The organism is Bradyrhizobium sp. 45 (genome assembly GCF_023073155.1).
GTDB classification, from domain to species: domain Bacteria; phylum Pseudomonadota; class Alphaproteobacteria; order Rhizobiales; family Xanthobacteraceae; genus Bradyrhizobium; species Bradyrhizobium canariense_D.
On record NZ_JADPIX010000006.1, the window covers coordinates 126,403 to 150,514 of the forward strand.

27 protein-coding genes are annotated in these 24,112 nt (G+C 65.4%); 11 read left to right on the plus strand and 16 right to left on the minus strand.

The genetic code is table 11. The annotated features are described in order from the left end of the window. Positions 1-12: 12 nt before the first annotated feature. The 4 genes from hslU to hslV are packed head-to-tail and all read right to left on the minus strand — an operon-like array spanning position 13 to position 3,034. Positions 13-1,317 (minus strand): ATP-dependent protease ATPase subunit HslU, encoded by a 1,305-nt coding sequence (hslU, locus tag IVB42_RS01125; RefSeq protein ID WP_018459633.1) that lies wholly within the window; start codon positions 1,315-1,317, stop codon positions 13-15. Positions 1,318-1,370: 53 nt separating this feature from the next. Next, positions 1,371-1,988 carry a DUF2585 domain-containing protein gene (locus tag IVB42_RS01130; RefSeq protein WP_018459632.1) on the minus strand — a complete coding sequence of 206 codons (618 nt, stop codon included), beginning with the start codon at positions 1,986-1,988 and terminating at the stop codon, positions 1,371-1,373. Then, positions 1,985-2,470, minus strand: coding sequence for a GNAT family N-acetyltransferase (locus IVB42_RS01135; RefSeq protein ID WP_018459631.1), 486 nt, complete (start codon positions 2,468-2,470; stop codon positions 1,985-1,987). The genes IVB42_RS01130 and IVB42_RS01135 overlap by 4 nt, the downstream gene beginning before the upstream one ends. 3 nt (positions 2,471-2,473) lie before the next feature. Continuing rightward, entirely contained in the window at positions 2,474-3,034 is a 561-nt protein-coding gene (hslV, locus tag IVB42_RS01140) for an ATP-dependent protease subunit HslV (protein ID WP_018459630.1), read from the minus strand. Positions 3,035-3,223: 189 nt separating this feature from the next. Between hslV and hisB the strand changes: the two genes are divergently transcribed. The 8 genes from hisB to IVB42_RS01180 all read left to right on the plus strand — a co-directional run bounded on the left by hisB (position 3,224) and on the right by IVB42_RS01180 (position 8,332). Next, a complete protein-coding gene (hisB, locus tag IVB42_RS01145) occupies positions 3,224-3,817 on the plus strand; it encodes an imidazoleglycerol-phosphate dehydratase HisB (RefSeq protein ID WP_007604059.1) in 594 nt (197 codons plus the stop codon). 66 nt (positions 3,818-3,883) lie between these two features. Continuing rightward, positions 3,884-4,414 (plus strand): DUF2628 domain-containing protein, encoded by a 531-nt coding sequence (locus IVB42_RS01150; RefSeq protein ID WP_018459629.1) that lies wholly within the window; start codon positions 3,884-3,886, stop codon positions 4,412-4,414. Then, the gene (gene hisH / locus IVB42_RS01155) at positions 4,411-5,061 is read left to right on the plus strand and encodes an imidazole glycerol phosphate synthase subunit HisH (RefSeq protein WP_018459628.1); all 651 of its coding nucleotides are present in this window, start codon (positions 4,411-4,413) and stop codon (positions 5,059-5,061) included. The genes IVB42_RS01150 and hisH overlap by 4 nt, the downstream gene beginning before the upstream one ends. Then, positions 5,049-5,795, plus strand: coding sequence for a 1-(5-phosphoribosyl)-5-[(5-phosphoribosylamino)methylideneamino]imidazole-4-carboxamide isomerase (gene hisA, locus IVB42_RS01160; RefSeq protein WP_018459627.1), 747 nt, complete (start codon positions 5,049-5,051; stop codon positions 5,793-5,795). Before hisH ends, hisA begins: the two co-directional genes overlap by 13 nt. 10 nt (positions 5,796-5,805) lie before the next feature. Then, positions 5,806-6,582 carry an imidazole glycerol phosphate synthase subunit HisF gene (gene hisF, locus IVB42_RS01165; protein WP_018459626.1) on the plus strand — a complete coding sequence of 259 codons (777 nt, stop codon included), beginning with the start codon at positions 5,806-5,808 and terminating at the stop codon, positions 6,580-6,582. 100 nt (positions 6,583-6,682) lie between these two features. Continuing rightward, complete coding sequence (locus IVB42_RS01170) at positions 6,683-7,009, plus strand: phosphoribosyl-ATP diphosphatase (RefSeq protein WP_007598445.1); 327 nt, start codon at positions 6,683-6,685, stop codon at positions 7,007-7,009. A 20-nt stretch (positions 7,010-7,029) separates the two neighbouring features. Beyond that, positions 7,030-7,986 carry a type I pantothenate kinase gene (gene coaA / locus IVB42_RS01175; protein ID WP_007598451.1) on the plus strand — a complete coding sequence of 319 codons (957 nt, stop codon included), beginning with the start codon at positions 7,030-7,032 and terminating at the stop codon, positions 7,984-7,986. A 106-nt stretch (positions 7,987-8,092) separates the two neighbouring features. Continuing rightward, positions 8,093-8,332 carry a hypothetical protein gene (locus IVB42_RS01180; protein WP_018459625.1) on the plus strand — a complete coding sequence of 80 codons (240 nt, stop codon included), beginning with the start codon at positions 8,093-8,095 and terminating at the stop codon, positions 8,330-8,332. 84 nt (positions 8,333-8,416) lie between these two features. Here the strand turns inward: IVB42_RS01180 and IVB42_RS01185 are convergent, their stop codons facing one another. The 5 genes from IVB42_RS01185 to IVB42_RS01205 all read right to left on the minus strand — a co-directional run bounded on the left by IVB42_RS01185 (position 8,417) and on the right by IVB42_RS01205 (position 14,036). Further along, the gene (locus tag IVB42_RS01185) at positions 8,417-9,046 is read right to left on the minus strand and encodes a histidine phosphatase family protein (protein WP_018459624.1); all 630 of its coding nucleotides are present in this window, start codon (positions 9,044-9,046) and stop codon (positions 8,417-8,419) included. A 101-nt stretch (positions 9,047-9,147) separates the two neighbouring features. Continuing rightward, complete coding sequence (locus tag IVB42_RS01190) at positions 9,148-11,373, minus strand: PAS domain-containing hybrid sensor histidine kinase/response regulator (RefSeq protein ID WP_018459623.1); 2,226 nt, start codon at positions 11,371-11,373, stop codon at positions 9,148-9,150. A gap of 140 nt (positions 11,374-11,513) precedes the next feature. Then, positions 11,514-11,981: a hypothetical protein gene (locus IVB42_RS01195; RefSeq protein WP_085349256.1), complete on the minus strand. Its 468-nt coding sequence runs from the start codon at positions 11,979-11,981 to the stop codon at positions 11,514-11,516. A gap of 119 nt (positions 11,982-12,100) precedes the next feature. Beyond that, positions 12,101-12,442, minus strand: a complete 342-nt coding sequence (locus IVB42_RS01200; RefSeq protein WP_018459621.1) for a hypothetical protein — start codon at positions 12,440-12,442, stop codon at positions 12,101-12,103. A 55-nt stretch (positions 12,443-12,497) separates the two neighbouring features. Next, the gene (locus IVB42_RS01205; protein WP_085359551.1) at positions 12,498-14,036 is read right to left on the minus strand and encodes a YifB family Mg chelatase-like AAA ATPase; all 1,539 of its coding nucleotides are present in this window, start codon (positions 14,034-14,036) and stop codon (positions 12,498-12,500) included. 228 nt (positions 14,037-14,264) lie between these two features. On the opposite strand from IVB42_RS01205, the gene IVB42_RS01210 reads away from it, so the two are divergent. Both IVB42_RS01210 and IVB42_RS01215 read left to right on the plus strand, forming a co-directional pair. Then, positions 14,265-14,510 (plus strand): PilZ domain-containing protein, encoded by a 246-nt coding sequence (locus tag IVB42_RS01210; protein WP_007598461.1) that lies wholly within the window; start codon positions 14,265-14,267, stop codon positions 14,508-14,510. An 80-nt stretch (positions 14,511-14,590) separates the two neighbouring features. Further along, positions 14,591-15,376, plus strand: a complete 786-nt coding sequence (locus tag IVB42_RS01215) for a tetratricopeptide repeat protein (protein ID WP_018459619.1) — start codon at positions 14,591-14,593, stop codon at positions 15,374-15,376. 69 nt (positions 15,377-15,445) lie between these two features. On the opposite strand, the gene IVB42_RS01220 is transcribed toward IVB42_RS01215, so the two are convergent. From IVB42_RS01220 to rsmI, 7 genes are all read right to left on the minus strand, one after another. Next, positions 15,446-16,735: an AAA family ATPase gene (locus IVB42_RS01220; RefSeq protein WP_018459618.1), complete on the minus strand. Its 1,290-nt coding sequence runs from the start codon at positions 16,733-16,735 to the stop codon at positions 15,446-15,448. Further along, positions 16,732-17,466, minus strand: coding sequence for a pilus assembly protein CpaD (locus tag IVB42_RS01225; RefSeq protein ID WP_018459617.1), 735 nt, complete (start codon positions 17,464-17,466; stop codon positions 16,732-16,734). The genes IVB42_RS01220 and IVB42_RS01225 overlap by 4 nt, the downstream gene beginning before the upstream one ends. Before the next feature lie 57 nt (positions 17,467-17,523). Continuing rightward, the gene (locus IVB42_RS01230; RefSeq protein ID WP_026233853.1) at positions 17,524-19,041 is read right to left on the minus strand and encodes a type II and III secretion system protein family protein; all 1,518 of its coding nucleotides are present in this window, start codon (positions 19,039-19,041) and stop codon (positions 17,524-17,526) included. Between the two features lie 10 nt (positions 19,042-19,051). Further along, positions 19,052-19,855 (minus strand): Flp pilus assembly protein CpaB, encoded by an 804-nt coding sequence (cpaB, locus tag IVB42_RS01235; RefSeq protein WP_018459615.1) that lies wholly within the window; start codon positions 19,853-19,855, stop codon positions 19,052-19,054. A gap of 364 nt (positions 19,856-20,219) precedes the next feature. Beyond that, a complete protein-coding gene (gene gshB / locus IVB42_RS01240) occupies positions 20,220-21,164 on the minus strand; it encodes a glutathione synthase (RefSeq protein WP_018459614.1) in 945 nt (314 codons plus the stop codon). Positions 21,165-21,174: 10 nt separating this feature from the next. Further along, positions 21,175-21,576: a YraN family protein gene (locus IVB42_RS01245; RefSeq protein ID WP_018459613.1), complete on the minus strand. Its 402-nt coding sequence runs from the start codon at positions 21,574-21,576 to the stop codon at positions 21,175-21,177. Next, on the minus strand, positions 21,563-22,513 hold the full coding sequence (gene rsmI / locus IVB42_RS01250; RefSeq protein WP_247295830.1) for a 16S rRNA (cytidine(1402)-2'-O)-methyltransferase: 951 nt from the start codon (positions 22,511-22,513) through the stop codon (positions 21,563-21,565). Before rsmI ends, IVB42_RS01245 begins: the two co-directional genes overlap by 14 nt. 408 nt (positions 22,514-22,921) lie before the next feature. Between rsmI and IVB42_RS01255 the strand changes: the two genes are divergently transcribed. After that, positions 22,922-24,112, plus strand: coding sequence for a penicillin-binding protein activator (locus IVB42_RS01255; protein WP_018459611.1), 1,191 nt, complete (start codon positions 22,922-22,924; stop codon positions 24,110-24,112).

Here is a 24,112-nt window from a genome sequence, read left to right on the forward strand (position 1 = left end):
GACCGTCCGGAATTACAAAATGAACCGGCTCAAATCCGCGTTCTTGGCGAGGTCGCCGACGTGCTTCTGCACGAAATCGGCGTCGACCCTGACGGTCTCGCCGCTGCGATCTGGGGCGGTGAAGGAGATCTCGTCCAGCACCCGCTCCATCACGGTCTGCAGCCGCCGCGCGCCGATGTTCTCGACGGTGGAATTCACGGCCACCGCGACGTCCGCAAGCGCGTCGATGGCGTTGTCGGTGATGTCGAGCGTGACGCCTTCGGTCTGCATCAGCGCGACATATTGCTTGATCAGCGAAGCCTCCGGCTCGGTCAGGATGCGGCGCATGTCGTCACGGGTCAGCGCCTGCAGCTCGACGCGGATCGGCAGGCGGCCCTGCAATTCCGGCAGCAAATCGGACGGTTTTGCGACGTGGAAGGCGCCTGAGGCAATGAACAGGATGTGGTCGGTCTTCACCGCGCCGTGCTTGGTCGAGACGGTGGTGCCCTCGATCAGCGGCAGCAGGTCGCGCTGCACGCCCTCGCGCGAGACGTCGCCGCCGGCGCGGCCTTCGCGGGCGCAGATCTTGTCGATCTCGTCCAGGAACACGATGCCGTTGTTCTCGACCGCACTGATCGCCTCCATCGTCAACTGATCGCTGTCGAGCAGCTTGTCGGATTCCTCGTTGATGAGGATCTCGTGCGAGCTCTCCACCGTCAGCCGCCGCGTCTTGCTGCGTCCGCCGAGCTTGCCGAAGATGTCGCCGATCGAAACCGCGCCCATCTGCGCGCCAGGCATGCCCGGGATCTCGAACATCGGAAAGCCGCTGCCGCCGCCTTGCGTCTCGATCTCGATTTCCTTGTCGTTGAGCTCGCCCGCGCGCAGCTTCTTGCGGAAGGAGTCCCGCGTCGCGGCGCTGGAATTGGCGCCGACCAGGGCATCAAGTACGCGCTCCTCAGCGGCGAGCTGCGCACGTGCCTGCACGTCTTTGCGCTTGCGCTCGCGGACCTGAGAAATCGCGACCTCGACGAGATCGCGCACGATCTGCTCGACGTCGCGGCCGACATAGCCGACCTCGGTGAATTTCGTCGCCTCGACCTTCAGGAACGGCGCGTTGGCAAGCTTGGCGAGCCGCCGCGCGATCTCGGTCTTGCCGACCCCGGTCGGGCCGATCATCAGGATGTTCTTCGGCAGCACCTCTTCGCGCAAGGAGCCTTCGAGCTGCTGCCGCCGCCAGCGGTTGCGCAGCGCGATCGAGACGGCGCGCTTGGCATCGGCCTGGCCGACGATGAAACGGTCGAGTTCGGAAACGATTTCGCGGGGGGAGAAGTCTGTCATGGGACCTTAGCTAGGATCAGATGCGGGGCGGGACAAGCCGCTTTTTTTGGCCGTCAGATGATCGGCGGACCCGATTGCCATAGTTTCACGGCCTCGATCGGATGGATCAGCATCAGGATATTGAGCGTCAGATTGTCGCGAATATGCAGCGCCAGCATGATTTCGAAGGCGAGCCCAAGCAGGATGGTCACTGATACAGGCAGCAGGCGCGCTACGAGGAAGCCCAGCATCATGGACAAATTGTCAGAGATCGAATTGACGATGCTGTCGCCGAAATAATCCAGCGAGATCGTGCCGGCGCGGTAGCGTTCGATGATGAAGGGCGAGTTCTCGACGATCTCCCAGGCACCTTCGATCAGAATGGCGATGATCAGGCGGGCGGGCCAGGACAGAGACACGAACGGCAGCCGCGCGAACAGCAGCCAGGTCAGCCCGTAAAACAGGAAGCCGTGCAGGATGTGCGAGAAGGTGTACCAGTCGGCGATGTGCTGCGAATTCTCCGAGCTGTTCACCACGCCATGCCACAGCTTGACATAGCCGCAGGTGCAGATCGGCACCCGGCCCATCGCAAGCAGGATCGAGGCCTGCATCGCCAGCAGCAGCAGCGCGATGCCGACCCAGGCGAGCGGCGGAAACGCGGCCTTGCTCTCATGCGTGGTTGCCAGCGTCATGGCTCGCGCACCATCAGGAGTGCGGGCCCGTCGGGCGTCTCGACCATGCGGTCGCGGACAAAGCCGGCCTTCTCATAGGCGCGCACGGCGCGCGCGTTGAGCGGATCAGGATCAGTGACGATGCGCGGCAGGCCCTGCCGCAACTGCGCGTCGGCGAATTGCCGGATGAATGCCGAACCGTGCCCGCGCGCGATCATGTCGCTTTCGCCGATGAACTGATCGATGCCACGGGTGGCCTCCGGTTGCGGCCCAACACCCGTATTCCAGGCGGTCAGGCGGTAGCATTGAAGATAGCCGAACGGCTTGCCTTCGGCCAACACGATGAACTGGTCCATTGCCGGCTCGCCGAGATCGCCGCTCACGAGCGCGAACTGCTCGTCCGGATCGCCCCACCATTCCCGCACATGCGCTTCGCCCAGCCATCGCCGAATCAGCGGCAGAACGGCCGCGGTCATCGGGCGGAAGGTGTAGGCGAGGGCCATGGCCTACCCGGCCGACAGCGCTTCGATGGTCACATTGCGGTTGGTGTAGACGCAGATATCGGCGGCGATGTCGAGGGAGCGGCGGACGATGGTCTCGGCGTCCTTGTCGGTGTCGAGTAGGGCGCGGGCGGCCGCCAGCGCGTAATTCCCGCCGGAGCCGATCGCCATGACGCCGGCTTCGGGCTCCAACACGTCGCCGGTGCCTGTCAGCACCAGGGAGACGTCCTTGTCGGCGACGATCATCATGGCCTCCAGCCGCCGCAAATAACGGTCGGTGCGCCAGTCCTTGGCGAGCTCGACGGCGGCCCGGGTCAATTGCCCCGGATATTGCTCGAGTTTGGCTTCCAGACGCTCGAACAGCGTGAAGGCGTCGGCGGTGGCGCCGGCAAAGCCGCCGATGACGTCGCCCTTGCCGAGTTTCCGGACCTTCCTGGCGTTGTGCTTGATCACGGTCTGGCCGATCGAGACCTGGCCGTCGCCGCCGACCACCACCTTGCCGCCCTTGCGGACCGTCAAAATCGTGGTGCCGTGCCAGCCCGGCGAGCTGTTTGGGGAGTCCTGCATGAATGATCCTCGTTGACCGGGCTGATTTAGGCGGTCGGGAGCGGGGGCACAACGGGCCGCTCCGGGCCCAATTTGCTCACCATAGGCAGAAGTAGAGGCCCGGCCAGCCGTTGCCGCAGTAGCGAAGGCGTCATTTGGCTGTTAAAAGACCGGCGTTTTCGGCCCGAACTAGGATGGAAGCGTGTTTTGATGCGCACCGCGACGATCAAGCGCAAGACCAAGGAAACCGACATCGAGGTCACCGTGAACCTCGATGGCTCCGGCGTGTCCAATATCGCGACCGGCATCGGCTTTTTCGACCATATGCTCGATCTCCTCGCCCGCCATTCCCGCATTGACCTCACGGTCAAGGCGGTCGGCGATTTGCACATCGATCATCACCATACCACCGAAGACACCGGCATCGCGCTCGGCCAGGCCGTCAAGCAGGCGCTCGGCAACATGGCGGGCATCACCCGCTATGCCGGCGTGCACATGCCCATGGACGAGACGCTGTCACGCGTGGTCATCGACATCTCGGGCCGCCCGGTCCTGGTGTTCAAGGTCGACTTCCCCCGCGACAAGATCGGCGAGTTCGACACCGAATTGGTGCGCGAGTGGTTCCAGGCCTTCGCCATGAACGCCGGCGTGACTCTTCACGTCGAGACCCTATATGGCGATAACAGCCACCATATCGCCGAGTCCTGCTTCAAGGGTCTGGCACGGGCGCTGCGCACCGCCGTCGCGATCGATCCGAAGGCGGTGGGCGAAATCCCGTCCACCAAGGGCTCGCTCGGCGGCTGACATCTTTCGGCCCGCGGCCCGCGCCGTTTGCGGTATCACTGAATTCCTAGGGAACGGGGCATCGCCATGTCCGTCTACACAGTTCATGCTCCCTCCCCCGCAGGATCCGATCTGCGCGCGACCGACAAGTTCGTCTTCGTGCGCGACGGCTTCCATTTCTGGGCGATGATCTTCGGACCGCTCTGGCTGCTGTGGAATCGGCTGTGGCTGGCGCTGATCGGCTGGGTGATCTTCGTTGCCGCCTTCAACGTCGGGCTGTCCAGCCTCGGTGTCGGCCGTTCGTCGATCTTTTTCGCCGACATCATCGTCGCGCTGCTGATGGGATTCGAGGCCTCCAGCCTGCGCCGCTGGACGCTCTCGCGCGGTAAATGGCGACAGCTCGACGTGGTGATTTCCGACGACGAGGACACCGCCGAGCGCCGCTTCTTCGAGCGCTGGAGCCAGAAGCAGCGCGGCATCGTCAACGATCAATGGGCCGTCGATCGCGGTGGCCCGCCGCCGACCCGCAACGTGCCGGGTCAGCAATTCTCCAACCCGCCGCCAATGCCGGCAGGTGGCATCATTGGTTTGTTTCCAGAACCGGGAGGGTCAAGATGAGCGTCGCCATCATCGATTACGGTTCCGGCAATCTGCATTCGGCCGCCAAGGCGTTCGAGCGCGCCGCGCGCGGCATGGACAACCCGCAAAAGGTGTTCGTCACCAGCGATCCAGACCAGGCCTACAGCGCCGACCGTCTGGTACTGCCGGGCGTCGGTGCCTTCGCTGATTGCCGGCGCGGGCTCGATGCCGTCAACGGCATGGTCGAGGCGATCACCGAAGCGGTGCGCGTCAAGGCGCGGCCGATGTTCGGCATCTGCGTCGGCATGCAGCTGTTCGCCACCCGCGGCAAGGAGCATGTGATCACGCAAGGGCTGAACTGGATCGGCGGCGACGTCGAGAAGATCACGCCGAACGACGAGAGGCTGAAGATCCCGCACATGGGATGGAATACGCTCGATGTGCTGCGCGAGCATCCGGTGCTGGACAGGCTGCCGCTCGGCCCCAAGGGCCAGCACGCTTATTTCGTGCACTCCTACCACCTCAACGCCACCAACGAGGCGGACGTGCTCGCGCGCGCCGATTACGGCGGGCCCGTCACCGCGATCGTCGGCAAGGACACCGCGATCGGGACGCAGTTTCACCCCGAGAAGAGCCAGCGCTTCGGCCTCGCCCTGATCTCGAATTTTTTGCGATGGAAACCGTGATTCTCTTTCCCGCGATCGACCTCAAGAACGGCCAATGCGTGCGCCTCGAACAGGGCGACATGGCGCGCGCGACCGTGTTCAACCTCAATCCCGCTGCGCAGGCGGCGAGCTTCGTCGCGCAAGGCTTTGAGTATCTCCACGTCGTCGACCTCGACGGCGCGTTTGCCGGGAAGCCTGTGAACGCGCAGGCCGTCGAGGCGATGCTGAAGACGATCACGATTCCGGTGCAGCTCGGTGGCGGCATTCGCGATCTCGCGACTGTCGAAGCCTGGCTCGAAAAGGGCATCACCCGCGTCATCATCGGCACCGCCGCGGTGCGCGACCCCGAATTGGTGAAGGCTGCCGCCAGGAAATTCCCCGGCCGCGTCGCGGTCGGGCTCGATGCACGTGGCGGCAAGGTCGCGGTCGAAGGCTGGGCCGAGACCTCGCAGGTGACGGTGCTGGAGATCGCACGGCGTTTCGAGGATGCCGGCGTTGCCGCCATCATCTTCACCGACATCGCGCGCGACGGCCTGCTCAAAGGCTTGAATCTCGATGCGACCATTGCGCTGGCGGATGCGATCTCGATTCCCGTGATCGCCTCCGGCGGCCTCGCCTCGATCGAGGACGTCAAGGCGATGCTGACGCCGCGCGCGAAAAAACTCGCCGGCGCGATCGCCGGCCGCGCGCTCTATGACGGCCGGCTCGATCCTGCGTCCGCCCTCGCCCTGATCCGTAACGCAGGCGCTGCCTAGGAGACCTCCGATGTTCAAGGTGCGCGTGATCCCCTGCCTCGACGTCAAGGACGGCCGGGTCGTCAAGGGCGTCAACTTCGTCGATTTGCGCGATGCCGGTGACCCCGTCGAAGCGGCGATCGCCTATGACGCCGCCGGCGCGGACGAACTTACGTTTCTCGACATCACCGCGACCCATGAGAATCGCGGCATCATGCTGGACGTGGTCCAGCGCACCGCGGAAGCCTGCTTCATGCCCCTCACCGTCGGCGGCGGCGTGCGTGAGGTGAACGACATCAAGACCCTGCTGCGCGCCGGTGCGGACAAGGTCTCGATCAACAGCGCCGCGGTGTCGCGGCGCGAGTTCGTCAAGGAAGCCGCCGAGAAATTCGGCGGGCAGTGCGTGGTGGTCGCGATCGACGCCAAGCGGGTCAAGCGCGCCGGTGGCGGAGAGCGCTGGGAGATATTCACGCATGGCGGCCGCAACTCGACCGGCATCGATGCCATCGAATATGCCCAGGAAGTGGTCTCGCTCGGTGCCGGTGAAATCCTGCTCACCTCGATGGACCGCGACGGCACGCGGCAGGGTTTTGACATCCCGCTGACCCGGGCGATCGCCGACAGCATTCCCGTTCCTGTGATCGCCTCGGGCGGCGTCGGCAATCTCGATCACCTCGTCGACGGTATTCGCGACGGCCACGCCACCGCCGTGCTGGCCGCCTCGATCTTCCATTTCGGGGAATTCACCATCCGCGAAGCCAAGGAGCACATGTCCCGGCGCGGGCTGCCCATGCGCCTCGATGCCTGACGACTCCCGTTCCTAAAAATGCTAAATCATCGGCGGGAACCGGCTTATCCCGTCAGAAACCGGCCAATCATCGGCCAAGGCGCGTTTTCCGAGTATTTGTATGCCGCGTTTCACCATCCACGATCTGGCCGAGACCATCGACGCCCGCGCGGCAGCGGGTGGCGAGGCGTCCTATACCCGCAAGCTCCTCGACAAGGGCGCCGAACATTGCGCCAAAAAGTTCGGTGAGGAGGCAGTCGAAACCGTAATCGCAGCAGTCGAAAACGATCGCGCGCATCTGATCGCCGAAGGCGCCGACCTGCTCTATCATTTCCTTGTGCTGCTCAAGGCCCGCGGCGTAAAGCTGGAAGAGGTCGAGGCCGCATTGGACAAGCGGACCAATATGTCAGGGTTGGAAGAAAAGGCGTCGCGTAAGGGCGGCAGCTAGCCGAGGTGGAGAGTCGCGTCATGGATATCCGCGCACCCGAGCAGCAGTATAATCCGTACCGCGTCTATACGCGCGAGGAGTGGTCGCGACTGCGCGACGACACGCCGATGACGCTGGAGCCGGGCGAGTTCGACCGGCTACGCTCGCTGCACGACCGCCTCGATTTGCAGGAGGTCGAGGACATCTACCTGCCGCTGTCGCGCCTGCTGTCGATTTATGTCGATGCGATGCAGCGGCTTTATTACGCGGAGCGCCAGTTCCTCAACATCCGCGACCGCAAGATGCCCTACATCATCGGCGTCGCCGGTTCGGTCGCGGTTGGAAAATCCACCACGGCCCGCGTGCTTCAGGCGCTGCTGGCGCGCTGGTCGCCGCGTCCCAAGGTCGAGCTGATCACCACCGACGGATTTCTGTATCCCAACGCCGTGCTGGAGCGGCAGGGCATCATGCAGAAGAAGGGCTTTCCGGAGAGCTACGACCTGCCGCTGCTGCTCAGCTTCCTCTCCGACATCAAGGCCGGCCGCCGCCATGTGCGCGCGCCGGTCTATTCGCATTTGACCTACGACATCGTGCCGAACCAGTGGGCCGAGATCGACCAGCCCGACATCCTGATCGTCGAGGGCGTCAACGTGCTGCAGACCGGCAAGCTGCCGCGTGACGGCAAGGCCGTGCCCGTGGTGTCCGACTTCTTCGATTTCTCGGTCTATATCGACGCGGACGAGGCGGCGCTGCGGCAGTGGTACATCAGGCGCTTCCTGTCGCTGCGCGACACCGCGTTCACCAATCCAAAATCCTACTTCAATCGCTACGCGCTGTTGTCGGACGAGGAAGCCACCGCCACCGCGATCGCGATCTGGGAACGCACCAACCTCGCAAATCTCGAGGACAACATCCTGCCGACTCGTCCCCGCGCGACCCTGATCCTGAAGAAGGGCGCCGATCACACGGTGGCGAGCGTGGCGCTCAGGCGGCTGTAGCAGCCTTGATGGACGGCGCCCTTTGTCAAATTTCGGGCTGAGTATCTTTTGTTGCAGACCGGCGAGGGGTATTTGGTTATGGCTTTCGGAAACGCAAACGGGCCCCATGGTTGATCGTCTCAGAAGCGCCGCCGAGCATCTCGAAGCACCGACCTGCCCGGACTGCCATATCGAGATGAAGTGGTTCCGCTCCGAACTGCTCGCGGACGAGCCGACCCCGATCATCGCGCATCTCTTCGTGTGTCCGCATTGCAAGCGCGCCGCCCAGGTAGACACCATGTTCAGGGGAGGCCAGGCGCCGCATGACAAGCTGTCTGCGCCGCGGTTTATGGCTTATGCCGCATAACGGTTCATCCCGTCGGAGCGCGCAGTGATGCCGGGCTCCCGGCCTGCTCCGCACCCAAGCTGACGTGCGTCGCCGGCAGGTGGCTCACTTGCCTGCCTTCGCGATCCAATCCGCAGGCTTGATGCGTCCTGCAAAGGTTGCGGGACCCGAGCCGCCGGCCTTGTAGACGAAGGCTTCACCTTCCTGCACGTCCCCGGCCTCCTTGCCGAAGGCATCGGCGATGTTGGTCTTGTGGGTGACCAGGAAGGTGTTTGTGCCGGCCTTGGGCGGCGCATCGACGAACTGCCGCACGGCCTGGCCCGCCTTTGCATTTGCACCGGTCGGATTTGCCATGCCCGACGCACTCGCGTTACTGCTGTCCGTCAATGCGTCGACCGGCTTGATCTCGCGGCCGGAGATCAGTCTGCCGGCCTCGATCGCGCGGTTCAGCCGGCTGGTGTAGACGTCGCCGATCGGGATCGCGAGTTCCTTGATGGCCGTCCCGATCTGGCGCGCCATGTCCCGGCCCTTTTCACTGAGCTGACGCTGGGCGCTCATGTCGTCGAATTTGAAAGGGTAGACATCCTTTTGGCTGTCGTCGGTAGCGGTGTGGCGAAACACCAGCACGTAGCCGCCTTGCTTGAGCGAGGCGATCAGTTGCGAGCTATCGGCCGCGGCGGCTTGAGTGGAACCACAGAGAAGGATCACGAAAGCGAGGCGGCAAAGCACGTTCATGCGAAATCCTCTGTTTAAATGCCCCAGAGGATGGTGACGTGCGACGCGGTCGATTTCAATTGTCGATTACCGGCCGAGATCAGGTTCCTATGAAATCCGAATCAAACCGCGAGCTGCCGCGCCGCCGCCAGTCCGGCCAGCGCCTCTTCCAGCTTCTCGCGATCGAGCGGCTTGATCAGAAACCCGTTCATGCCCGCTTCAAAGCAGGCGTAGCGATCTTCCACCAGCGTATTGGCGGTGAGCGCGAGGATCGGCGTGTGATGGCCGCCTCTAGCTGCCTCATGCGCACGGATTCGCTTTGTCGTTTCGATGCCGTCAAGCTGCGGCATCTGGATGTCCATCAGCACGAGATCATAGGGCGTGCCGGCCGATGCCGCGCCGAGCCAGGATTCCAGCGCGGCCTCGCCATTGATCGCGATGACGACGCGGTGGCCGAGTTTCGTCAGCAGCGAGCGCATCAACAGCGCGTTGATCTCGTTGTCCTCGGCGACGAGAACCGACAGGCCTTTCGCCGGTACCGCGGCGGTGGATGGGGCCGAGGGCTCCGGCGCGAGATCGGGCGAGGCGACCTCCGGGGGTAGCGTGAGGCGTGCGGCGAGCGAGGCCGCGCGCAGCGGCTTCACCAGGAAGCCCGTGAAGGCCGGCGAAAGTTTCTCGTGGCGCGAGCCGGACGTCAGCAGCACGAGGCGTTGCGTCGCATGACTGCGTGCGGCTTCGCCGAGGCGGTCGGCGGTGGCAGCGCCGAGCGCGCGATCGATCAGGACCGAATGCCATGAGCGTTCCGGCAGCAGCGCTTCCGCCACCGCGACGTCCGTCACCATGCAGGTCTGGCCGCCCCAGCGCTCCAGCCGGCGCGCGATCAAGGAGGCCTCGATGCCGTCGGCGATCAGCAGGATCGACTTGCCGGTGAGATCGGGGACGGGGAACGCCGTCTGTTCTGCGCCAGCGTGCGCTGGCGCGAGCGGAATCGCGACCTCGAAGGTCGAACCCTTGCCCGGCTCGCTCGTGAGCGTGATGCGGCCGCCCATGCGCTTGACGATGCGCTCGCTGATGGCGAGACCGAGGCCGGTGCCGCCATAGGTGCGGGCGACGCGTTCGTCGGCCTGCTCGAATTCGCGGAAGATGCGCTGTTGCGCGTCGGCTGCGATGCCGATGCCGGTGTCGCGCACCAGAAAACTGATCTCGTTCGGCCAGATGCCGAGCTCGACGATCAGCGCGACGCCGCCGCTCGCAGTGAACTTGATGGCGTTGCCGGCGAGGTTGAGCAGCACCTGGCGCAGCCGCGCGGCGTCGCCGACCACTTCGAGCGGCAGCCGCTCGTCGACATAGGCGGCGATCTCGAGCTGCTTCGCCTGCGCGCGCGGCGCGAGCAGCTCGGTGATGTCCTCGATCAGGGCCGAGAGCGAAAAGGGACGCTGCTCGAGATCGAGCTTGCCGGCTTCGATCTTGGAATAGTCGAGCAACTCTTCGATCAGCGCCATCAGCGCTTCGCCGGAGGTCTTCACGGCCTTGGCGTAGGTCGACTGCTCAGGCGTCAGCGTGGTGTCGAGCAGCAGCCCGCCCATACCGATGATGCCGTTCAGCGGCGTGCGGATCTCGTGCGACGCCATCGCCAGGAAGCGCGATTTGGCCCGGTTGGCGGCGTCGGCCTGATCGCGGGCGTCGGACAGCGCGCGCTCGGTCTCGGTGCGGTCGGTGACGTCGCGTCCGACGCTCTGCAATTCGGCGGGCTGGCCGGCGTCGAGGCGAACATAGCCTTCGCGCCAGGCGATCCAGCGCGCGCCGAGCGGGGTTGTGATCTTCTGGTCGTGAATGCGCGTGCCGTTGCTCTCGCGGGCGCTGTCGCCCTGCTCCAGCACGGCGAAATCAAAGCGCGTGCCGACCAGCGCGCCGCGCGCCTGTCCGGCAAGCGCGCAATAGGCGTCGTTGGCGAAGGTGATGCAGCCATTTGTGTCGCGCAGCACGATCAGATCGCCCTGCTGTTCGAACAGGCTGCGGGCGCGTTCTTCCGCTTCCTTCAGCTCCCAATTGCGGTCGATCAGCGTTTCGTTGTGGGCAGCCAGCGCCCGCATCCGCTTGTTGACGAAGCGCAGGCGCATGCTGAGCGTGGCGAGGCCGAGGCAGGCGAGCGCGAACAGGAAGCTGACGCCGATCGCAAATGCATTGGGATCGTAGCCGGACGTCTCGGACCGGCTGCCGGAGACAAACCCATAGGCGCCGCCGAAGGTCGCCGAGAAGATCATGAAGGAGCGGATCGCAAAGGCGATTCGGGGGTGCTGTCGCCTGAAGCGGCGCATGCGCACCTTGATCCGGAACGTCCGACCCATCGCCACCGACCCGACTGTTTTCTTAAAACGCTACGCTCGCTGTAAACGACGATGTGCCGCCGACCTTGCGAACAGTTTGAGGCCCTGCGACCGCCTCCAAACAGGGTTGACGAGGCGTTAACGGCGCAAAGCGACGCGGCTCAAAGCGAGGCGGCCTGGAGACGGCGGTGGCCGCCGCGGGCGCCGACGATCAGCGCCGCCGCCTCGCGCTGCGAGAAGGTTTTCGAGCGCACATAGACACGGTAATCCGCCGGCCCCTCGGTGGAGAGATAGATCACCTGACCGCCGTCGACGGGCTGCGCGGCAATCGAGATCAGGCGAGTCGAGGGGTTGGCCTGGCAGGACTCCGATTCCGAGCCGAGGCCGTCGTCGACGACGGCGAAGTCGGCCGCGTCCGCATCCTCGGTGATCTGAACCCGCACCGTGGCGCGCGCGGGATCATCGGTGAAGGCGACATGCACGCCGGCGGTCCAGAACAGCGACGTCAGCTCGACCGAGGTGTCGCCGAGGGCGATGCAGGGATGCGAGACCGATCCGATCTCGCTTCGGGCAAACACCGCGGCCGCCAACAGGGGAACAACCGACGCCAGGATCTTGAAACGCAACATGACGCGCTACTCGCCGGGCCCGGTACGGGGAACTGATGGGCCTTATGGTTTGCAGAGCGTAAAGGAAACTCGTTACCGCCGGGTTGATGCCGGTATCCGGGGATGAGGATCTCAGTCGGTCAGGCGCTTCTGTTCGTTTTTCGCTCGACTTCAGTGAGAACCAAATAGCTGTTTTTGCCGAAGCTGATCGCCCACAGCGCCGCCCAGGCACCCCACCTGTTCCTGACCTCGATCTCGACGGTTTGGCCGGGAGTGGTGCGAACGACGAGCGGCTGGCTCCTGCCCCAATCAATGGTCGCCTCGATCGTGCAGGCGCCGGCCGGCAGCGTGATCTCCAACACGCCGTTGCGCGCAAGCTTCCCAACGCTGGTCCCGTTGACCCACAGCTCGTATGACCTCAGCCAATCAGCGTATTGGGACGCACGAACAAATCTGATGGTGCAGGCATTGGCGTCGGTCATAGCTTCACTCTCGGGGAACGTGCTGTTCGTCAGGAAGATGCCGCGGGCGTATCGGTCAGGCGATCTGGCGCACATCCTCCGCGAGTGCGCGGTAGGACAAGGCCTCGGCGAGATGCAGCCGGCCGATCCTGTCCGCATGATCGAGATCGGCCAGCGTGCGCGCCACCCGCAACACGCGGTGATAGCCGCGCGCCGACAGCCGCATGGTCTCGGCGGCGTCGCGCAGCAGCTTCTGGCCTTGCGCATCCGGTTTGGCAATCTCCTCCAGCACCGAGGCCGGCGCTTCGGCATTGGTGCGAACCTTCGGCAGGCCGGCGTCCGCGTAGCGGGCGAGCTGGATATCCCGCGCCGCCGCCACGCGCGCGGCGACTTCGGCCGAGCCCTCTGCGGGCGGCGGCAGGATCAAATCGGCCGCGGTCACCGCGGGAACCTCGATGCGCAAATCGATGCGGTCCATCAGCGGCCCCGAGATGCGGGCCTGGTAGTCGCCCGTGCAGCGATCGATGCGGCCGCGCTTGCAGGCATAGCCGGGCTCGAACGCATTGCCGCAGCGGCAGGGATTCATCGCCGCGACCAGCATGAAGCGTGCGGGATAGGTGACGCGGTGATTGGCGCGGGACACCGAGACCTCGCCGTTCTCCAGCGGCTGGCGCAGCGAATCCAGCACGCGCGGATCGAATTCGGGGAGCTCGTCGAGGAACAGCACGCCCTGATGCGCGAGCGAGATCTCGCCGGGCCGGGCGCGCATGCCGCCGCCGGTGAGCGCAGCCATGCTGGCGGAATGATGCGGCGAGCGAAACGGCCGCCGCGCCGTCAGTGCGCCGCCCTCGATCTCGCCGGCAACAGAGGCGATCATCGAGACCTCGAGCAACTCGCCCGGTGACAGCGGCGGCAGGATCGAGGGCAGGCGTGCCGCCAGCATCGATTTGCCGGCGCCGGGCGCGCCGATCATCAGCAGGTGATGGCCGCCGGCGGCCGCGATCTCCAGCGCCCGCTTGGCGCTCTCCTGGCCCTTGATGTCGCGCAGGTCGAGCGGCGAGCTTGCTGCTTCATGCACCTTCGGCACAGGCCGCGACAGCACCTGCGTTCCCTTGAAATGGTTGGCTATCTGGATCAGCGAACTTGCGGCGATGATCTGGATGTCCGGGCTCGCCCATGCCGCTTCCGAGCCGCAAGCCGCCGGACAAATCAGCCCCTCCTCGCGCACATTGGCGCCGATCGCGGCGGGAAGAACACCGGCCACCGGCGCGATCGATCCGTCGAGGCCAAGCTCGCCCAGAACGGTGAAGCCGGACAGCGCATCCGGAGGGATCGCGCCGATCGCCCCCATCAGGCCGAGCGCGATCGGCAGGTCATAATGGCTGCCCTCCTTGGGCAAATCGGCGGGCGCGAGATTGACGGTGATCCGCCGCGCCGGCAGCGCCAGCCCCGAGGCGATCAGCGCCGAGCGGACCCGCTCGCGCGCCTCCGACACCGCCTTGTCCGGGAGACCGACGATCGCGAAGGCCGGCAGACCGGGCGCGACCTGCACCTGCACGTCGACCGCGCGGGCCTCGATCCCCTCAAAGGCGACGGTAGAAACCCGCTGAACCATGCCCGAACCAGCCTGCCCTTTTGCACAATTAGGGGTAGCAGAGCGGGCCAATTCTTGCAAGAACAATACAGGAACGGGTCGAGGGGCGCCGGAAGGTCCTAACCAATCGTAAACACGACGAAGACACTACGCCTCGAATGCAAGCTGCTCTGCTCAGCACATTCCAACGAATGTCCGCTACTCCTAGGGGTGCGGGATGGGCCGTGGTCTAACGGGTGAACAATTCAAATGCTTGCAAATCGCCGGAGAAGCGAACGACGGATGTGCACGCGGCTCGCCAAGATTCATTTTGGCGCGGGTTCGCTGCCGCGGGACTGCACGATCACGGATATTTCGGATGGCGGCGTGAAAGTCGTGGCGGAATTTCTGGAAGTGCCGCCGCAATTCACCATCATCTTCGCGCCCGACTATTCCCGGCAGTGCCGCCTGCGCTGGCGCATCGGCTGCGAGTTCGGCGCTGAATTCACCGACTGAGCTTTCGGAAGCGCCCCGCCTTAACGGGACTTTAGCGTTAATCGGTAAGCATCTCTGATCAGTCGCCGAGTGATCAGAGTATGTCCAAGCGTTTGTCCGTCGCCTCTCTTCCGGCGAGATATCTGTTTTCCGCGCTTCTGATCCTGGCCCTCGGCGGCTGTCAGACAACCGGCATCGAGGACATCACCGGCGCGCTCGGCGGAAAGTCGGACACGGCTGGCAGGGCCGAGGCCAAGCCGGACGTGAAGCCGGACATGGATGCGCTGCGCGAGCGCTATCGCGCCAAGCCTGGCGATCCCAACGTCGCGCTCGAATACGGCAAGGCGTTGCGCCAGACCGGCCAGCGCGCGCAGGCGCTCGCGGTGCTGGAGCAGGCCGTGCTCGCCCATTCCAGCAACAAGGCGCTGCTCGCCGGCTACGGCCGTGCGCTCGCCGACAGCGGCAGTTTCCAGCAGGCGTTCGACGTCCTCGGCCGCGCGCATTCGCCCGAGGATCCCGACTGGCATATCCTGTCGGCGCAAGGCGCCGCGCTCGATCAGCTCGGTCGCAACGAGGAGGCGCAGCAATATTACGCCGCCGCGCTGAAGATCGTGCCGGACGAGCCGTCGGTGCTGTCCAATCTCGGACTGTCCTACATGCTGCAGAACAATCTGCCGCGGGCTGAGGAAACGATGCGCCGGGCGCACGAGCGCAATCCCGCCGATTTCCGCGTGCGCGCCAATCTCGCGCTCGTGCTGGGACTCGAAGGAAAGCAGGCCGAGGCCGAAGCCATCGTGAAGGCGGACCTGCCGCCGGATCAGGCGGCGGCCAAGGTCACGGCGCTGCGGCAGTTGCTGGTGAAGAAGCAGCAGCGGGCGGAGAAGTAACTCGCTCGCGCGCGTCAGGATGCCGTGTCAGGAAGCCTTGGTCCGAACGCCTTGCTCAGAACGCCTTGCTCAGGATGCCTTGCGATGCGGGGCTGACCCGCGACCCGACCTGCCCTTCAGCTTCTTCAGCAGCGGCCCGAGCAGCGAGCGCTTCGGCTTCTTCACTTCGCCCCGCCCGGCGAGGCGGTTCGCCATGTTCTGGAACAGCTCGGTGGTGCGGTGGCTCTTGGAGACCTCCGCGATCATCTGGCCGTTGTTGGCCGCGGTCGAGAACAGCTTCGAATCGAACGGGATCACCGCGATCGGCTGGCTCTCCATGGTCTTGGCGAAGGCCTTGACCTCGATCTCCGCCCGCTTGGGCATGCCGACCTGGTTGATGCAGTAGAGCGGCGGCCGGTCGTTCGGCCGCGCCGCCTTCAAGACGTTCAGCATGTTCTTGGTGTTGCGCAGGTTCGCAAGATCGGGCTCGGCCACGATGACGATGTCGTCCGCGTTGACCAGCGCGCGACGGGTCCAGCCCGACCATTGATGGGGAACATCGAGCACGATGCAGGGCGTGGTCATGCGCAGCGTGTCGAACACCGCGTCAAAGGCCTCCGCGCCGAAATCGTAGACGCGGTCAAGGGTGGCGGGCGCAGCAAGCAGGCTGAGACGCTCGGTGCATTTGGAGAGCAGACGCTCTATCAGGGCCGTGTCCGGCCGATCCTGCGACAGCACCGCATTGGCGATGCCTTGCACCGGGTCCTGGTTGTAGTCGAGACCCGCGGTGCCGAAGGCGAGGTCGAGATCGATCACGACGGAATCGAGCGCGAGGTCGCGGGCGATGGTCCAGGCCACATTGTGCGCGACGGTGGAGGCACCGACACCGCCCTTGGCCCCGACCACCGCGATGACGCGGCCGGTGATGATGGTTTCGGACGCCGAGAACAGGCTGCAGATCGAGCGGACGACGTCGAGCGTTTCGACCGGTCCCACCACATAGTCGTTGACGCCGCGGCGGACCAACTCGCGATAGGGCGCGGTGTCGTTGGGATTGCCGATCACGACCACACGGGTGCCGGGATCGCAGACGCCGGCGAGGTCGTCGAGGCCCTCGAGGATGTCGCGGGTGCCGTCGGATTCGATCACGATGACGTTCGGCGTCGGCATCGTTTCATAGACTTCGATTGCCGCCGCGAGGCCACCGTCCTTGGCCGTGAGATGCGCCTTGGCGAGACGGCGATCCTGCCCGGCCGCGGTCACCGCGGCGAGCGTCTGCGCGGTCTCGCAAAAGGCTTGCACGGAGATGCGAGGAACCGGCGCAATGTGTTCCTCGGGGTGCTGCGGATCGTCCGCTTCTTCGTCGTGGACGCGTGTCATCTGCCTGTATCGCTGAGTTTGGCCTTGTCGGCGTCTGGATTGCTGCTCGCGATCGGCGTGCCCTTGCGATAGCGCTCGAAGGCCATGTCACGCCGTGCGTTATAGACCGGCGTCTCGGACCGCGGCTGCTCCAGGTCGGCCGGATTGTCGATCATGGCCGCGAGGTTGCGCTGGCTGGCGCAGCCCAGATTGAAATAGGGCCGGTTCTCGTTGTAGCCGGGGTCGAGGATGGAGGGGCCGATATCTTCCGGCCACAGCCCGCAGGGGCCGGCGACCGCGGCGATCCGGGAATAGCTCAGGCGGATGGTGGGCAGCAGCCCTGGATCCTCGGGCCGATAGGGATGCTGGACGATGGCACGCGATGGCACGCCGACGGATGCGAGCACGGAACGGATCTCGTGATAGGTCGCCGCCGCCGCGCGCGAATTCGCCGCGTTGACCGGGACGTCGACCACGACCGAGCCGGTGCCTTCGCGCACCCAGTCCCGGGCAATGCCGGCGACGTCCGCGTGCTGCGCGGCCGAGAGGCCGCCGCGAGCCTTGCCGACGAAGATCACGATCGACTTCTTGGCTTCCTCGACCGCGATCGGGTGACGCTGGCGATAGTCGGTCGGCACCGTCTGGGTGACGATCTCGCCGGTGGTGTTGCAGGCGCCCAGCATGACGGAGAGCCCCGTCAGTGCCAGCGCGACGCTCAACCCGCGACGTCGATCGGCCATGGTCTTCGTCATCGCTTCATCCCCTCGTGCCCCGTCTCTTGCCCCGTTCCCCAACCTGTCCGTTCGTCGTCAGTCGATGATGAAGCCGAAATCGCCGGGCGTGCCCGCGATCGGATCGACGCGGCGCGCGACGCCATAGAGGCGGTTCATGCGACCGAGCAGCGCCGTCTGGGCGTCAGACGCCGGGGCGAAGCCGTCGTCGGGGCGGGACAGCTCCTTCTGAGCCACCGCGCGCACCACATAGGGCGTCACGATCACCATCAGCTCGGTTTCGTTGTTGACGAAGTCCTGGCTGCGGAACAGCGCGCCGATGATCGGCACCTGGTCGACGCCGGGCAGGCCGTTGATCGCCTGTTTGGTCTGCTGCTGGATCAGGCCGGCCATGGCCATCGAGCCGCCCGAGGGAATTTCCAGCGTCGTTTCGGCGCGGCGGGTCTGGATCGAGGGGATGGTGATCGAGTTGGTCGAGCTCGACGACAGCGCCTGGGTCACCGTGATGGCGCTTTGGTTCGACAGCTCGGACACCTCGGTCATCACCCGCAGGCTGATCCGTCCCTCGCTCAGCACGACCGGGGTGAAGTTCAGGGAGATGCCGAACTTCTTGTAGGTGATCTGGGTGGTGCAAACGTGGGTGACGGGATCGCAGGCATAGCCCGAGGGAATGGGGAATTCGCCGCCGGCGATGAAGGTGGCGGATTCGCCGGAGATCGCGGTCAGGCTCGGCTCGGCGAGCGTGCGCATGACACCGGCACTTTCCATCGCGCGCATCGTGGCGCTGACGGTCGCGAAGCCTTTGGTGAGACCGGCGACACCTAATCCGTTGTTGCTGACGATCGGTCCGCCGCTGACCGAGAACGGGTTGGAATTGTTGAAGTTCACCACCGCGGTGCCGGCGTTCAGACTGGCGCTGAGATCGACGCCCAACTGCTTGACGATATCGCGGCGCACTTCGCCGACGACGACCTTGAGCATCACCTGGTCGCGGCCGCGCACGATGATGTTATTGACCACCTTGTCGGAGCCGCCGACCAGTTTCGCGGCGACGTCGCCGGCCTGCTGGGCCTCGACCGGGCTCGATACCGAGCCTGTCAGCATCACGCTGTCGCCGACGCCTTCGATCTGCACGCCCGGCAGCGACTGGCGCAGCGCCGTGCGCATGCCGTTGAGATCGCGCTTCACCGCGATATCGTAGGCGGCGACCTGCTGGCCGTCTGCGGCGAAGAACACGACGTTGGTCTGGCCGACCTGTCCGCCGATGATATAGGCGCGTTGGGCCGAGCGGATCACGGCATTGGCGATCTTGGGATCGGCGACCAGCACGTCCTTGACGTCGCGCGGCAGGTCGATGACGGCGGACTTGCCGACGCCGAGCGACAGGAAGCGCGTCTTCGCCGGCGCGATCGTCCCGACCGGCGAAACATCGAGATCGGCTGCCTGCATCGGCGCCTGGTCGCCGACCGGCGCATCTGCGGCGCTGACGACATCGGGGGCTGCGAGGAGCCCCAGGGTCAGCATCGTCCCCGTCCAGAACGAGCGCGCGCGATTCCCCCGAATGCGCATGCCCGTCCGATCATCCCCGTAGTTCATCATGTCCCCATCACTTCTGTGACGTCAGTTGCCGCGCCTGTACGCCGTAGCGGATCACGTTGACCCCGCCGGACCGCTTGCTCGCCTGGTCCTCGGGCGTGCTGTCGACCGAGTTGGCATCGACGATGCTGCGCAGCGCGAGTGTCAGCGTGCCGCCCTGGCGCGCTGCCGATAGCGCGGCGACCTGGTCGGGTTTAAGCTCGAGCGTGACGGTCCTGCCGACGACGGCGTTCTGGCCGTCCTTTTCCTTCGGCGCCTGGTCGATCGCGAGCACGCGGATATTGGTCAGGATCGCTTCGGATAGGATGAGGTCGTTACCGGCGGCCCCGTCAGGATTCTTCAGGCGGCGGGTCAGCATGATGTCGACGCGGTCATTCGGCAGGATGAAGCCGCCGGCGGCAGTCTCGGCTGAAATCTCGGTGGAGACGGCGCGCATGCCCGACGGCAGGATCGCGGCCATGAAGCCGGAGCCGTCGGCCCTGACCAGCTTCTGCTCGCGGATTGGCTCGCCCTGCATCAACGGCACGCGTGCGATCGAGCCTGCAATCTGGATCTGCGCCTCGGGCCTGTTGTCGCGGCGGATGAAGGCGCTGCTCGCGGTCGCCGCCGGCCAGAGCTGCCATTGCAGGTCCTCGGGCTTCACGGCTTGACCGAGCTGGATGTCGTTCTTGGCGACCAGGACCTCGACCGTCGGCAGCTTCTCGGCGACGGGGAGAACGGGCGCGGGCTTGTTGTCATAGCCGCTCGCCAGATACGCAGCGACGCCGCCGGCGCCCAGTGCGATGACGAGAACGACAATGCGTGCGGTGTTCATACGCTTCTACTCTACGCGGGGCACTCGAACCGCACCTGGCGGGCTCCCCGACATCGATGAGTAGGCAGCAAAAGTATAAGCGGTGTTGCGAGGCCGAATGTGATCGACGGCCGCGCTGTGGTCTTTCGGCAGATGGTGAACGTCGCGTTAGCCGGTCGGCCACCGGCCCCGTAGTTTCACGCAGTGCGGCCACTGCGTTCGAATGATGCGCGCGGCGTCATGGTGAATGGGTGGTTAGTGGTGTGTGGGGTGATGCCGCGCATGCATTACGTAGCCTGGATGGAGCGAAGCGCAATCCGGGGCCGCTGAACATGATGTGGCATCCCGGATTTCGCTGCGCTCCATCCGGGCTACGGGCCGGCGGCTACTTCGCGCGCTTTTGCTCGATCACGTCCCAGAGCTTTGCGGCAACGTCCGGTCCGCCGAGCCGCGCGATGGCGCGGATGCCGGTCGGCGAGGTCACGTTGATCTCGGTGAGGTTGCCGTTGATGACGTCGATGCCGACGAACAACAGCCCGCGCTCGCGCAGCGCCGGGCCGACGGTAGCGCAGATCTCGCGCTCGCGCGGCGTGAGCTCGGTCTCCTGCGCAGCGCCGCCGCGCACCATGTTGGAGCGGAGGTCGTCGGCGGCCGGGACACGATTCACCGCGCCCGCGAACTCGCCGTTGATCAGGATGATGCGCTTGTCGCCGTGCTTCACCTCGGGGATGAACTGCTGGATCACCCAGGCTTCCTTGAATGTCACCGAGAACATGTCGAACAGCGAGCCGAAATTCATGTCCTGCGGCATCACGCGGAACACCGCAGCGCCGCCATGGCCGTGCAGCGGCTTCATGACGACGGCGCCATGCCTGTCGCGAAAGGCGTTGATCTCGTCGAGATCGCGCGAGATCAGCGTCGGCGGCATCAGCTGCGGGAAGTTCATCACGAACAGCTTTTCCGGCGCGTTGCGCACCGATGCGGGGTCATTGACGACGAGTGTCTTCGGATGGATGCGTTCGAGAAGGTGCGTCGAGGTGATGTAGGCGAGGTCGAACGGCGGATCCTGGCGCAGCAACACCACGTCGAAGCTGTTGAGCGCCTCGCGCCTGGGTTCGCCCAGGGTGAAATGATTGCCGGGCTCGTCGCGCACGGTGAGCAGCTGAACCGGAGCGACGATTTCCTCGCCGACCATCGAGAGCTTGTCGGGCGTGTAATAGGACAGGCCGTGGCCGCGCTTCTGCGCCTCCAGGAGCAGCGCAAAGGTGGAATCGCCCTTGATGTTGATGCGGGCGATGGGGTCCATCTGGACGGCGACGTTCAGTTTCATGGTCTGCCTTTCAGGTCGAGGCGTCGAATGCCGCCAACACATGGCGTGGAAGTCGTTTCGGCGCAATCAGCATGGCATCGAATCGCATTTCAAATTCCGCATGCTCGGGATGCGCGACGAGCCAGCCTTGCGCGGCATCGATGATGCGCTGCTGCTGGCGCGGCGTCACGGCGAAGGCGGCGTCGTCCAGCGTCGCGCGCGCCTTGACCTCGACGAAGGCGATCAAATTGCGGCGGCGCGCCACGATGTCGATCTCGCCATGCGGCGTGCGGTAACGTTTGGCGAGGATGCGGTAGCCCTTGGCCATGAGATAAGCCGCAGCGCGGCTTTCCGCAGAGATGCCGGTGTGGAACGCGGCGACGCGCTCGGGCGAGGCGATTTTCGGTTCCGACGGGACGTCAGTCTTCGCCATCGCCGCCCCGCAGATCTTTGGCAAGCTCAAGCGCGCGGGCATAGACCTCGCGGCGCGGCCGGCCCGAGAGGGCGACCGCATGCGCCACCGCATCCTTGACGCTGTTCGCGGCAAGCTGCTCACGCAGGACGTCGTCGAGCGCATCCGATGTCAGCATCTCGGCATCCGCCGCAGGCGGAGCGATCACCAGCACGAATTCGCCGCGCGTCTCCAGCGTGTCGGCATCGCGCGCCAGCTCACGCAGCGTCGCGCGCGAAATCTGCTCGTGCAGTTTGGTCAGCTCGCGGCAAATCGCGGCTTCCCGGGTCCCCATGATCTCGGCGAGCTCGGCGAGCGTGTCCTGCACGCGGTTGCCGGAATCGAACATCACCAGCGTCGCATCGATGCGCGCAAGCTCGGCCACGCGCGACTTTCGCGCGGCGGATTTCGAAGGCAGAAAGCCTTCGAAGAAGAAGCGGTCGGTCGGCAGCGCTGCGACCGATAGCGCCGCCAGCACCGAGGACGGGCCGGGCAGCGCGTAGACCGCGTGGCCGGCGGCGCAGACCTCGCGCACCAGCTTGTAGCCGGGGTCCGAGATCAACGGCGTGCCGGCATCCGACACCAGCGCGATCGAGCCGCCCTGCGAAAGCCGCTCCAGGATCTTCGGACGGGCCGCTTCAGCGTTGTGCTCGTGATACTGCTTGAGCTGCGCAGAGATGTTGTAGCGCTCGGTCAGACGCCGCGTGATGCGGGTGTCCTCGCAGGCGATGACGTCGACCCCGGCGAGGGTCTGCAGCGCCCGCAGCGTGATGTCACCGAGATTGCCGATGGGGGTCGCCACCAGGTGCAGGCCAGGCGCGGCCTTCGGCGCGACAAGCCGATGGGCGTCGACGGAGAAACCGCGCGAGGCGGCCTCCGTCGTCTCAGGTGTGTTTGTCGGGGACGGCTTTGCGCGCATAATCAGACGAACTTAGGTATGATCCCCGGGGCTGGGAACCGGTCCCCGGAAAAAGATCGTGCCTGGGCGAGGCAAGGGGCGAGGCAGGACTGGAATGTGATCCATTCGGCATCACATTCCCCAGGGAATGAAGCGTCAGCGCCATATTCGCGGCGGAAACGCCGCCTTGATGCTGGGTGACGGACGGCGGACAGCTAGCCAGAACTTGAAAGGAAGCCGCGTTAAGCGGGCATTATCCTTTTGTTTGAGTTAACTATTTGCCGACAATATGCCTGAATCCATGGCCGGTGTCGTGGAAAGAATGTCGTGACCGGCTGGCGACGGTCGGTCGGAAGAGAAACTGTCATGACGGGCCCACGTGATCCCAGATCCTCCTTTTCGGAGGAGTCTCCCGTTCAGGGGCCCCTGATGTCAGGGGCGACGCGGCGAAGCGCGCTCGGTCTGTTGCTCGGCGCGCCGCTGCTGTCGGCCTGCGCCGGCGTGCAGCAGAGCCTGAGCCAGTTCTCCAATCCGTTCAGCAGTTCCTCCCCGCCTCCGGCCCAGCCGGCCGGCCCGCCGCAACAGGCGACGACCGCCGGCACCGGCGGGGTGAAGGTTGCCGTGATCCTGCCGCTGTCGGCATCTGGCAATGCCGGCCTTGCCGCGCAGTCGATGCGCAACGCCGCCGAGATGGCGCTGGCCGAGTTCCAGAATCCCAACATCCAGCTCCTGATCAAGGACGACAATGGTAGCCCGCAGGGCGCGCAGGCCAGTGCGCAGCAGGCGGTCGATGAGGGCGCCGAGATCATCCTGGGGCCGCTATTCGCGCAGTCGGTGCCTGCGGTGGCGCAGATCGCGCGCACGCGCGGCATCCCGGTGATGGCGTTCTCGACCGATTCCAGCATCGCCGGCCGCGGTGTCTATCTGCTGAGCTTCCTGCCGGAGTCCGACGTCAACCGCATCGTCGAATATTCCGCCAGCATCGGGAAGCGCTCCGTCGCCGTGCTCGTGCCCGACAATGCCTATGGCAATGTGGTCGAGGCCGCGGTGAAGGCGGCGGTGCCGCGCCGCGGAGGGCGCATCGTCGCGTTCGAGAAATACGGCGCCGATCGCGCCACGCCGGCCCGGACCGTGGCGCAGCAGCTCGGCAGCGCCGATGCGCTGTTCATCGCCGATGATGGCGACGCCGTCGTCTCGGTCGCCGATGCGATGAGCGCGGCGGGTGCGAATCTGCGCAATATCCAGCTGCTCGGCACCGGCCTGTGGGACAGTCCGCGCGTCTATGCCAGCTCCAACTTGCAAGGCGGCCTCTACGCCGCGCCGGACCCGGCCGGCTTCCGCGCCTTCTCCGGCCGCTATCGCACCAAATATGGCGCCGAGCCCGTGCGCACCGCCACGCTTGCCTATGATGCGGTCGCCCTGGTGGCCGCGCTGGCGCGTACGCAGGGCACGACGCGCTTTTCGTCGGACGTGCTCACCAATCCCTCCGGCTTTGCCGGCATCGACGGCCTGTTCCGCTTTCGCGCCGACGGCACCAATGAGCGGGGCTTGGCGGTGATGAAGGTCACGACCGGCGGCGGCGTTGCGGTCGCGGGCTCGCCGAAGAGCTTTGGGGCGTAG

What these genes read in the sequence shown, in the direction of transcription:
- hslU (WP_018459633.1), bottom strand. Translation starts at nt 1,317, where the DNA reads ATGACAGACTTCTCCCCCCGCGAAATCGTTTCCGAACTCGACCGTTTC.
- IVB42_RS01130 (WP_018459632.1), bottom strand. Translation starts at nt 1,988, where the DNA reads ATGACGCTGGCAACCACGCATGAGAGCAAGGCCGCGTTTCCGCCGCTC.
- IVB42_RS01135 (WP_018459631.1), bottom strand. Translation starts at nt 2,470, where the DNA reads ATGGCCCTCGCCTACACCTTCCGCCCGATGACCGCGGCCGTTCTGCCG.
- hslV (WP_018459630.1), bottom strand. Translation starts at nt 3,034, where the DNA reads ATGCAGGACTCCCCAAACAGCTCGCCGGGCTGGCACGGCACCACGATT.
- hisB (WP_007604059.1), top strand. Translation starts at nt 3,224, where the DNA reads ATGCGCACCGCGACGATCAAGCGCAAGACCAAGGAAACCGACATCGAG.
- IVB42_RS01150 (WP_018459629.1), top strand. Translation starts at nt 3,884, where the DNA reads ATGTCCGTCTACACAGTTCATGCTCCCTCCCCCGCAGGATCCGATCTG.
- hisH (WP_018459628.1), top strand. Translation starts at nt 4,411, where the DNA reads ATGAGCGTCGCCATCATCGATTACGGTTCCGGCAATCTGCATTCGGCC.
- hisA (WP_018459627.1), top strand. Translation starts at nt 5,049, where the DNA reads ATGGAAACCGTGATTCTCTTTCCCGCGATCGACCTCAAGAACGGCCAA.
- hisF (WP_018459626.1), top strand. Translation starts at nt 5,806, where the DNA reads ATGTTCAAGGTGCGCGTGATCCCCTGCCTCGACGTCAAGGACGGCCGG.
- IVB42_RS01170 (WP_007598445.1), top strand. Translation starts at nt 6,683, where the DNA reads ATGCCGCGTTTCACCATCCACGATCTGGCCGAGACCATCGACGCCCGC.
- coaA (WP_007598451.1), top strand. Translation starts at nt 7,030, where the DNA reads ATGGATATCCGCGCACCCGAGCAGCAGTATAATCCGTACCGCGTCTAT.
- IVB42_RS01180 (WP_018459625.1), top strand. Translation starts at nt 8,093, where the DNA reads ATGGTTGATCGTCTCAGAAGCGCCGCCGAGCATCTCGAAGCACCGACC.
- IVB42_RS01185 (WP_018459624.1), bottom strand. Translation starts at nt 9,046, where the DNA reads ATGAACGTGCTTTGCCGCCTCGCTTTCGTGATCCTTCTCTGTGGTTCC.
- IVB42_RS01190 (WP_018459623.1), bottom strand. Translation starts at nt 11,373, where the DNA reads ATGGGTCGGACGTTCCGGATCAAGGTGCGCATGCGCCGCTTCAGGCGA.
- IVB42_RS01195 (WP_085349256.1), bottom strand. Translation starts at nt 11,981, where the DNA reads ATGTTGCGTTTCAAGATCCTGGCGTCGGTTGTTCCCCTGTTGGCGGCC.
- IVB42_RS01200 (WP_018459621.1), bottom strand. Translation starts at nt 12,442, where the DNA reads ATGACCGACGCCAATGCCTGCACCATCAGATTTGTTCGTGCGTCCCAA.
- IVB42_RS01205 (WP_085359551.1), bottom strand. Translation starts at nt 14,036, where the DNA reads ATGGTTCAGCGGGTTTCTACCGTCGCCTTTGAGGGGATCGAGGCCCGC.
- IVB42_RS01210 (WP_007598461.1), top strand. Translation starts at nt 14,265, where the DNA reads ATGCTTGCAAATCGCCGGAGAAGCGAACGACGGATGTGCACGCGGCTC.
- IVB42_RS01215 (WP_018459619.1), top strand. Translation starts at nt 14,591, where the DNA reads ATGTCCAAGCGTTTGTCCGTCGCCTCTCTTCCGGCGAGATATCTGTTT.
- IVB42_RS01220 (WP_018459618.1), bottom strand. Translation starts at nt 16,735, where the DNA reads ATGACACGCGTCCACGACGAAGAAGCGGACGATCCGCAGCACCCCGAG.
- IVB42_RS01225 (WP_018459617.1), bottom strand. Translation starts at nt 17,466, where the DNA reads ATGACGAAGACCATGGCCGATCGACGTCGCGGGTTGAGCGTCGCGCTG.
- IVB42_RS01230 (WP_026233853.1), bottom strand. Translation starts at nt 19,041, where the DNA reads ATGAACTACGGGGATGATCGGACGGGCATGCGCATTCGGGGGAATCGC.
- cpaB (WP_018459615.1), bottom strand. Translation starts at nt 19,855, where the DNA reads ATGAACACCGCACGCATTGTCGTTCTCGTCATCGCACTGGGCGCCGGC.
- gshB (WP_018459614.1), bottom strand. Translation starts at nt 21,164, where the DNA reads ATGAAACTGAACGTCGCCGTCCAGATGGACCCCATCGCCCGCATCAAC.
- IVB42_RS01245 (WP_018459613.1), bottom strand. Translation starts at nt 21,576, where the DNA reads ATGGCGAAGACTGACGTCCCGTCGGAACCGAAAATCGCCTCGCCCGAG.
- rsmI (WP_247295830.1), bottom strand. Translation starts at nt 22,513, where the DNA reads ATGCGCGCAAAGCCGTCCCCGACAAACACACCTGAGACGACGGAGGCC.
- IVB42_RS01255 (WP_018459611.1), top strand. Translation starts at nt 22,922, where the DNA reads ATGTCAGGGGCGACGCGGCGAAGCGCGCTCGGTCTGTTGCTCGGCGCG.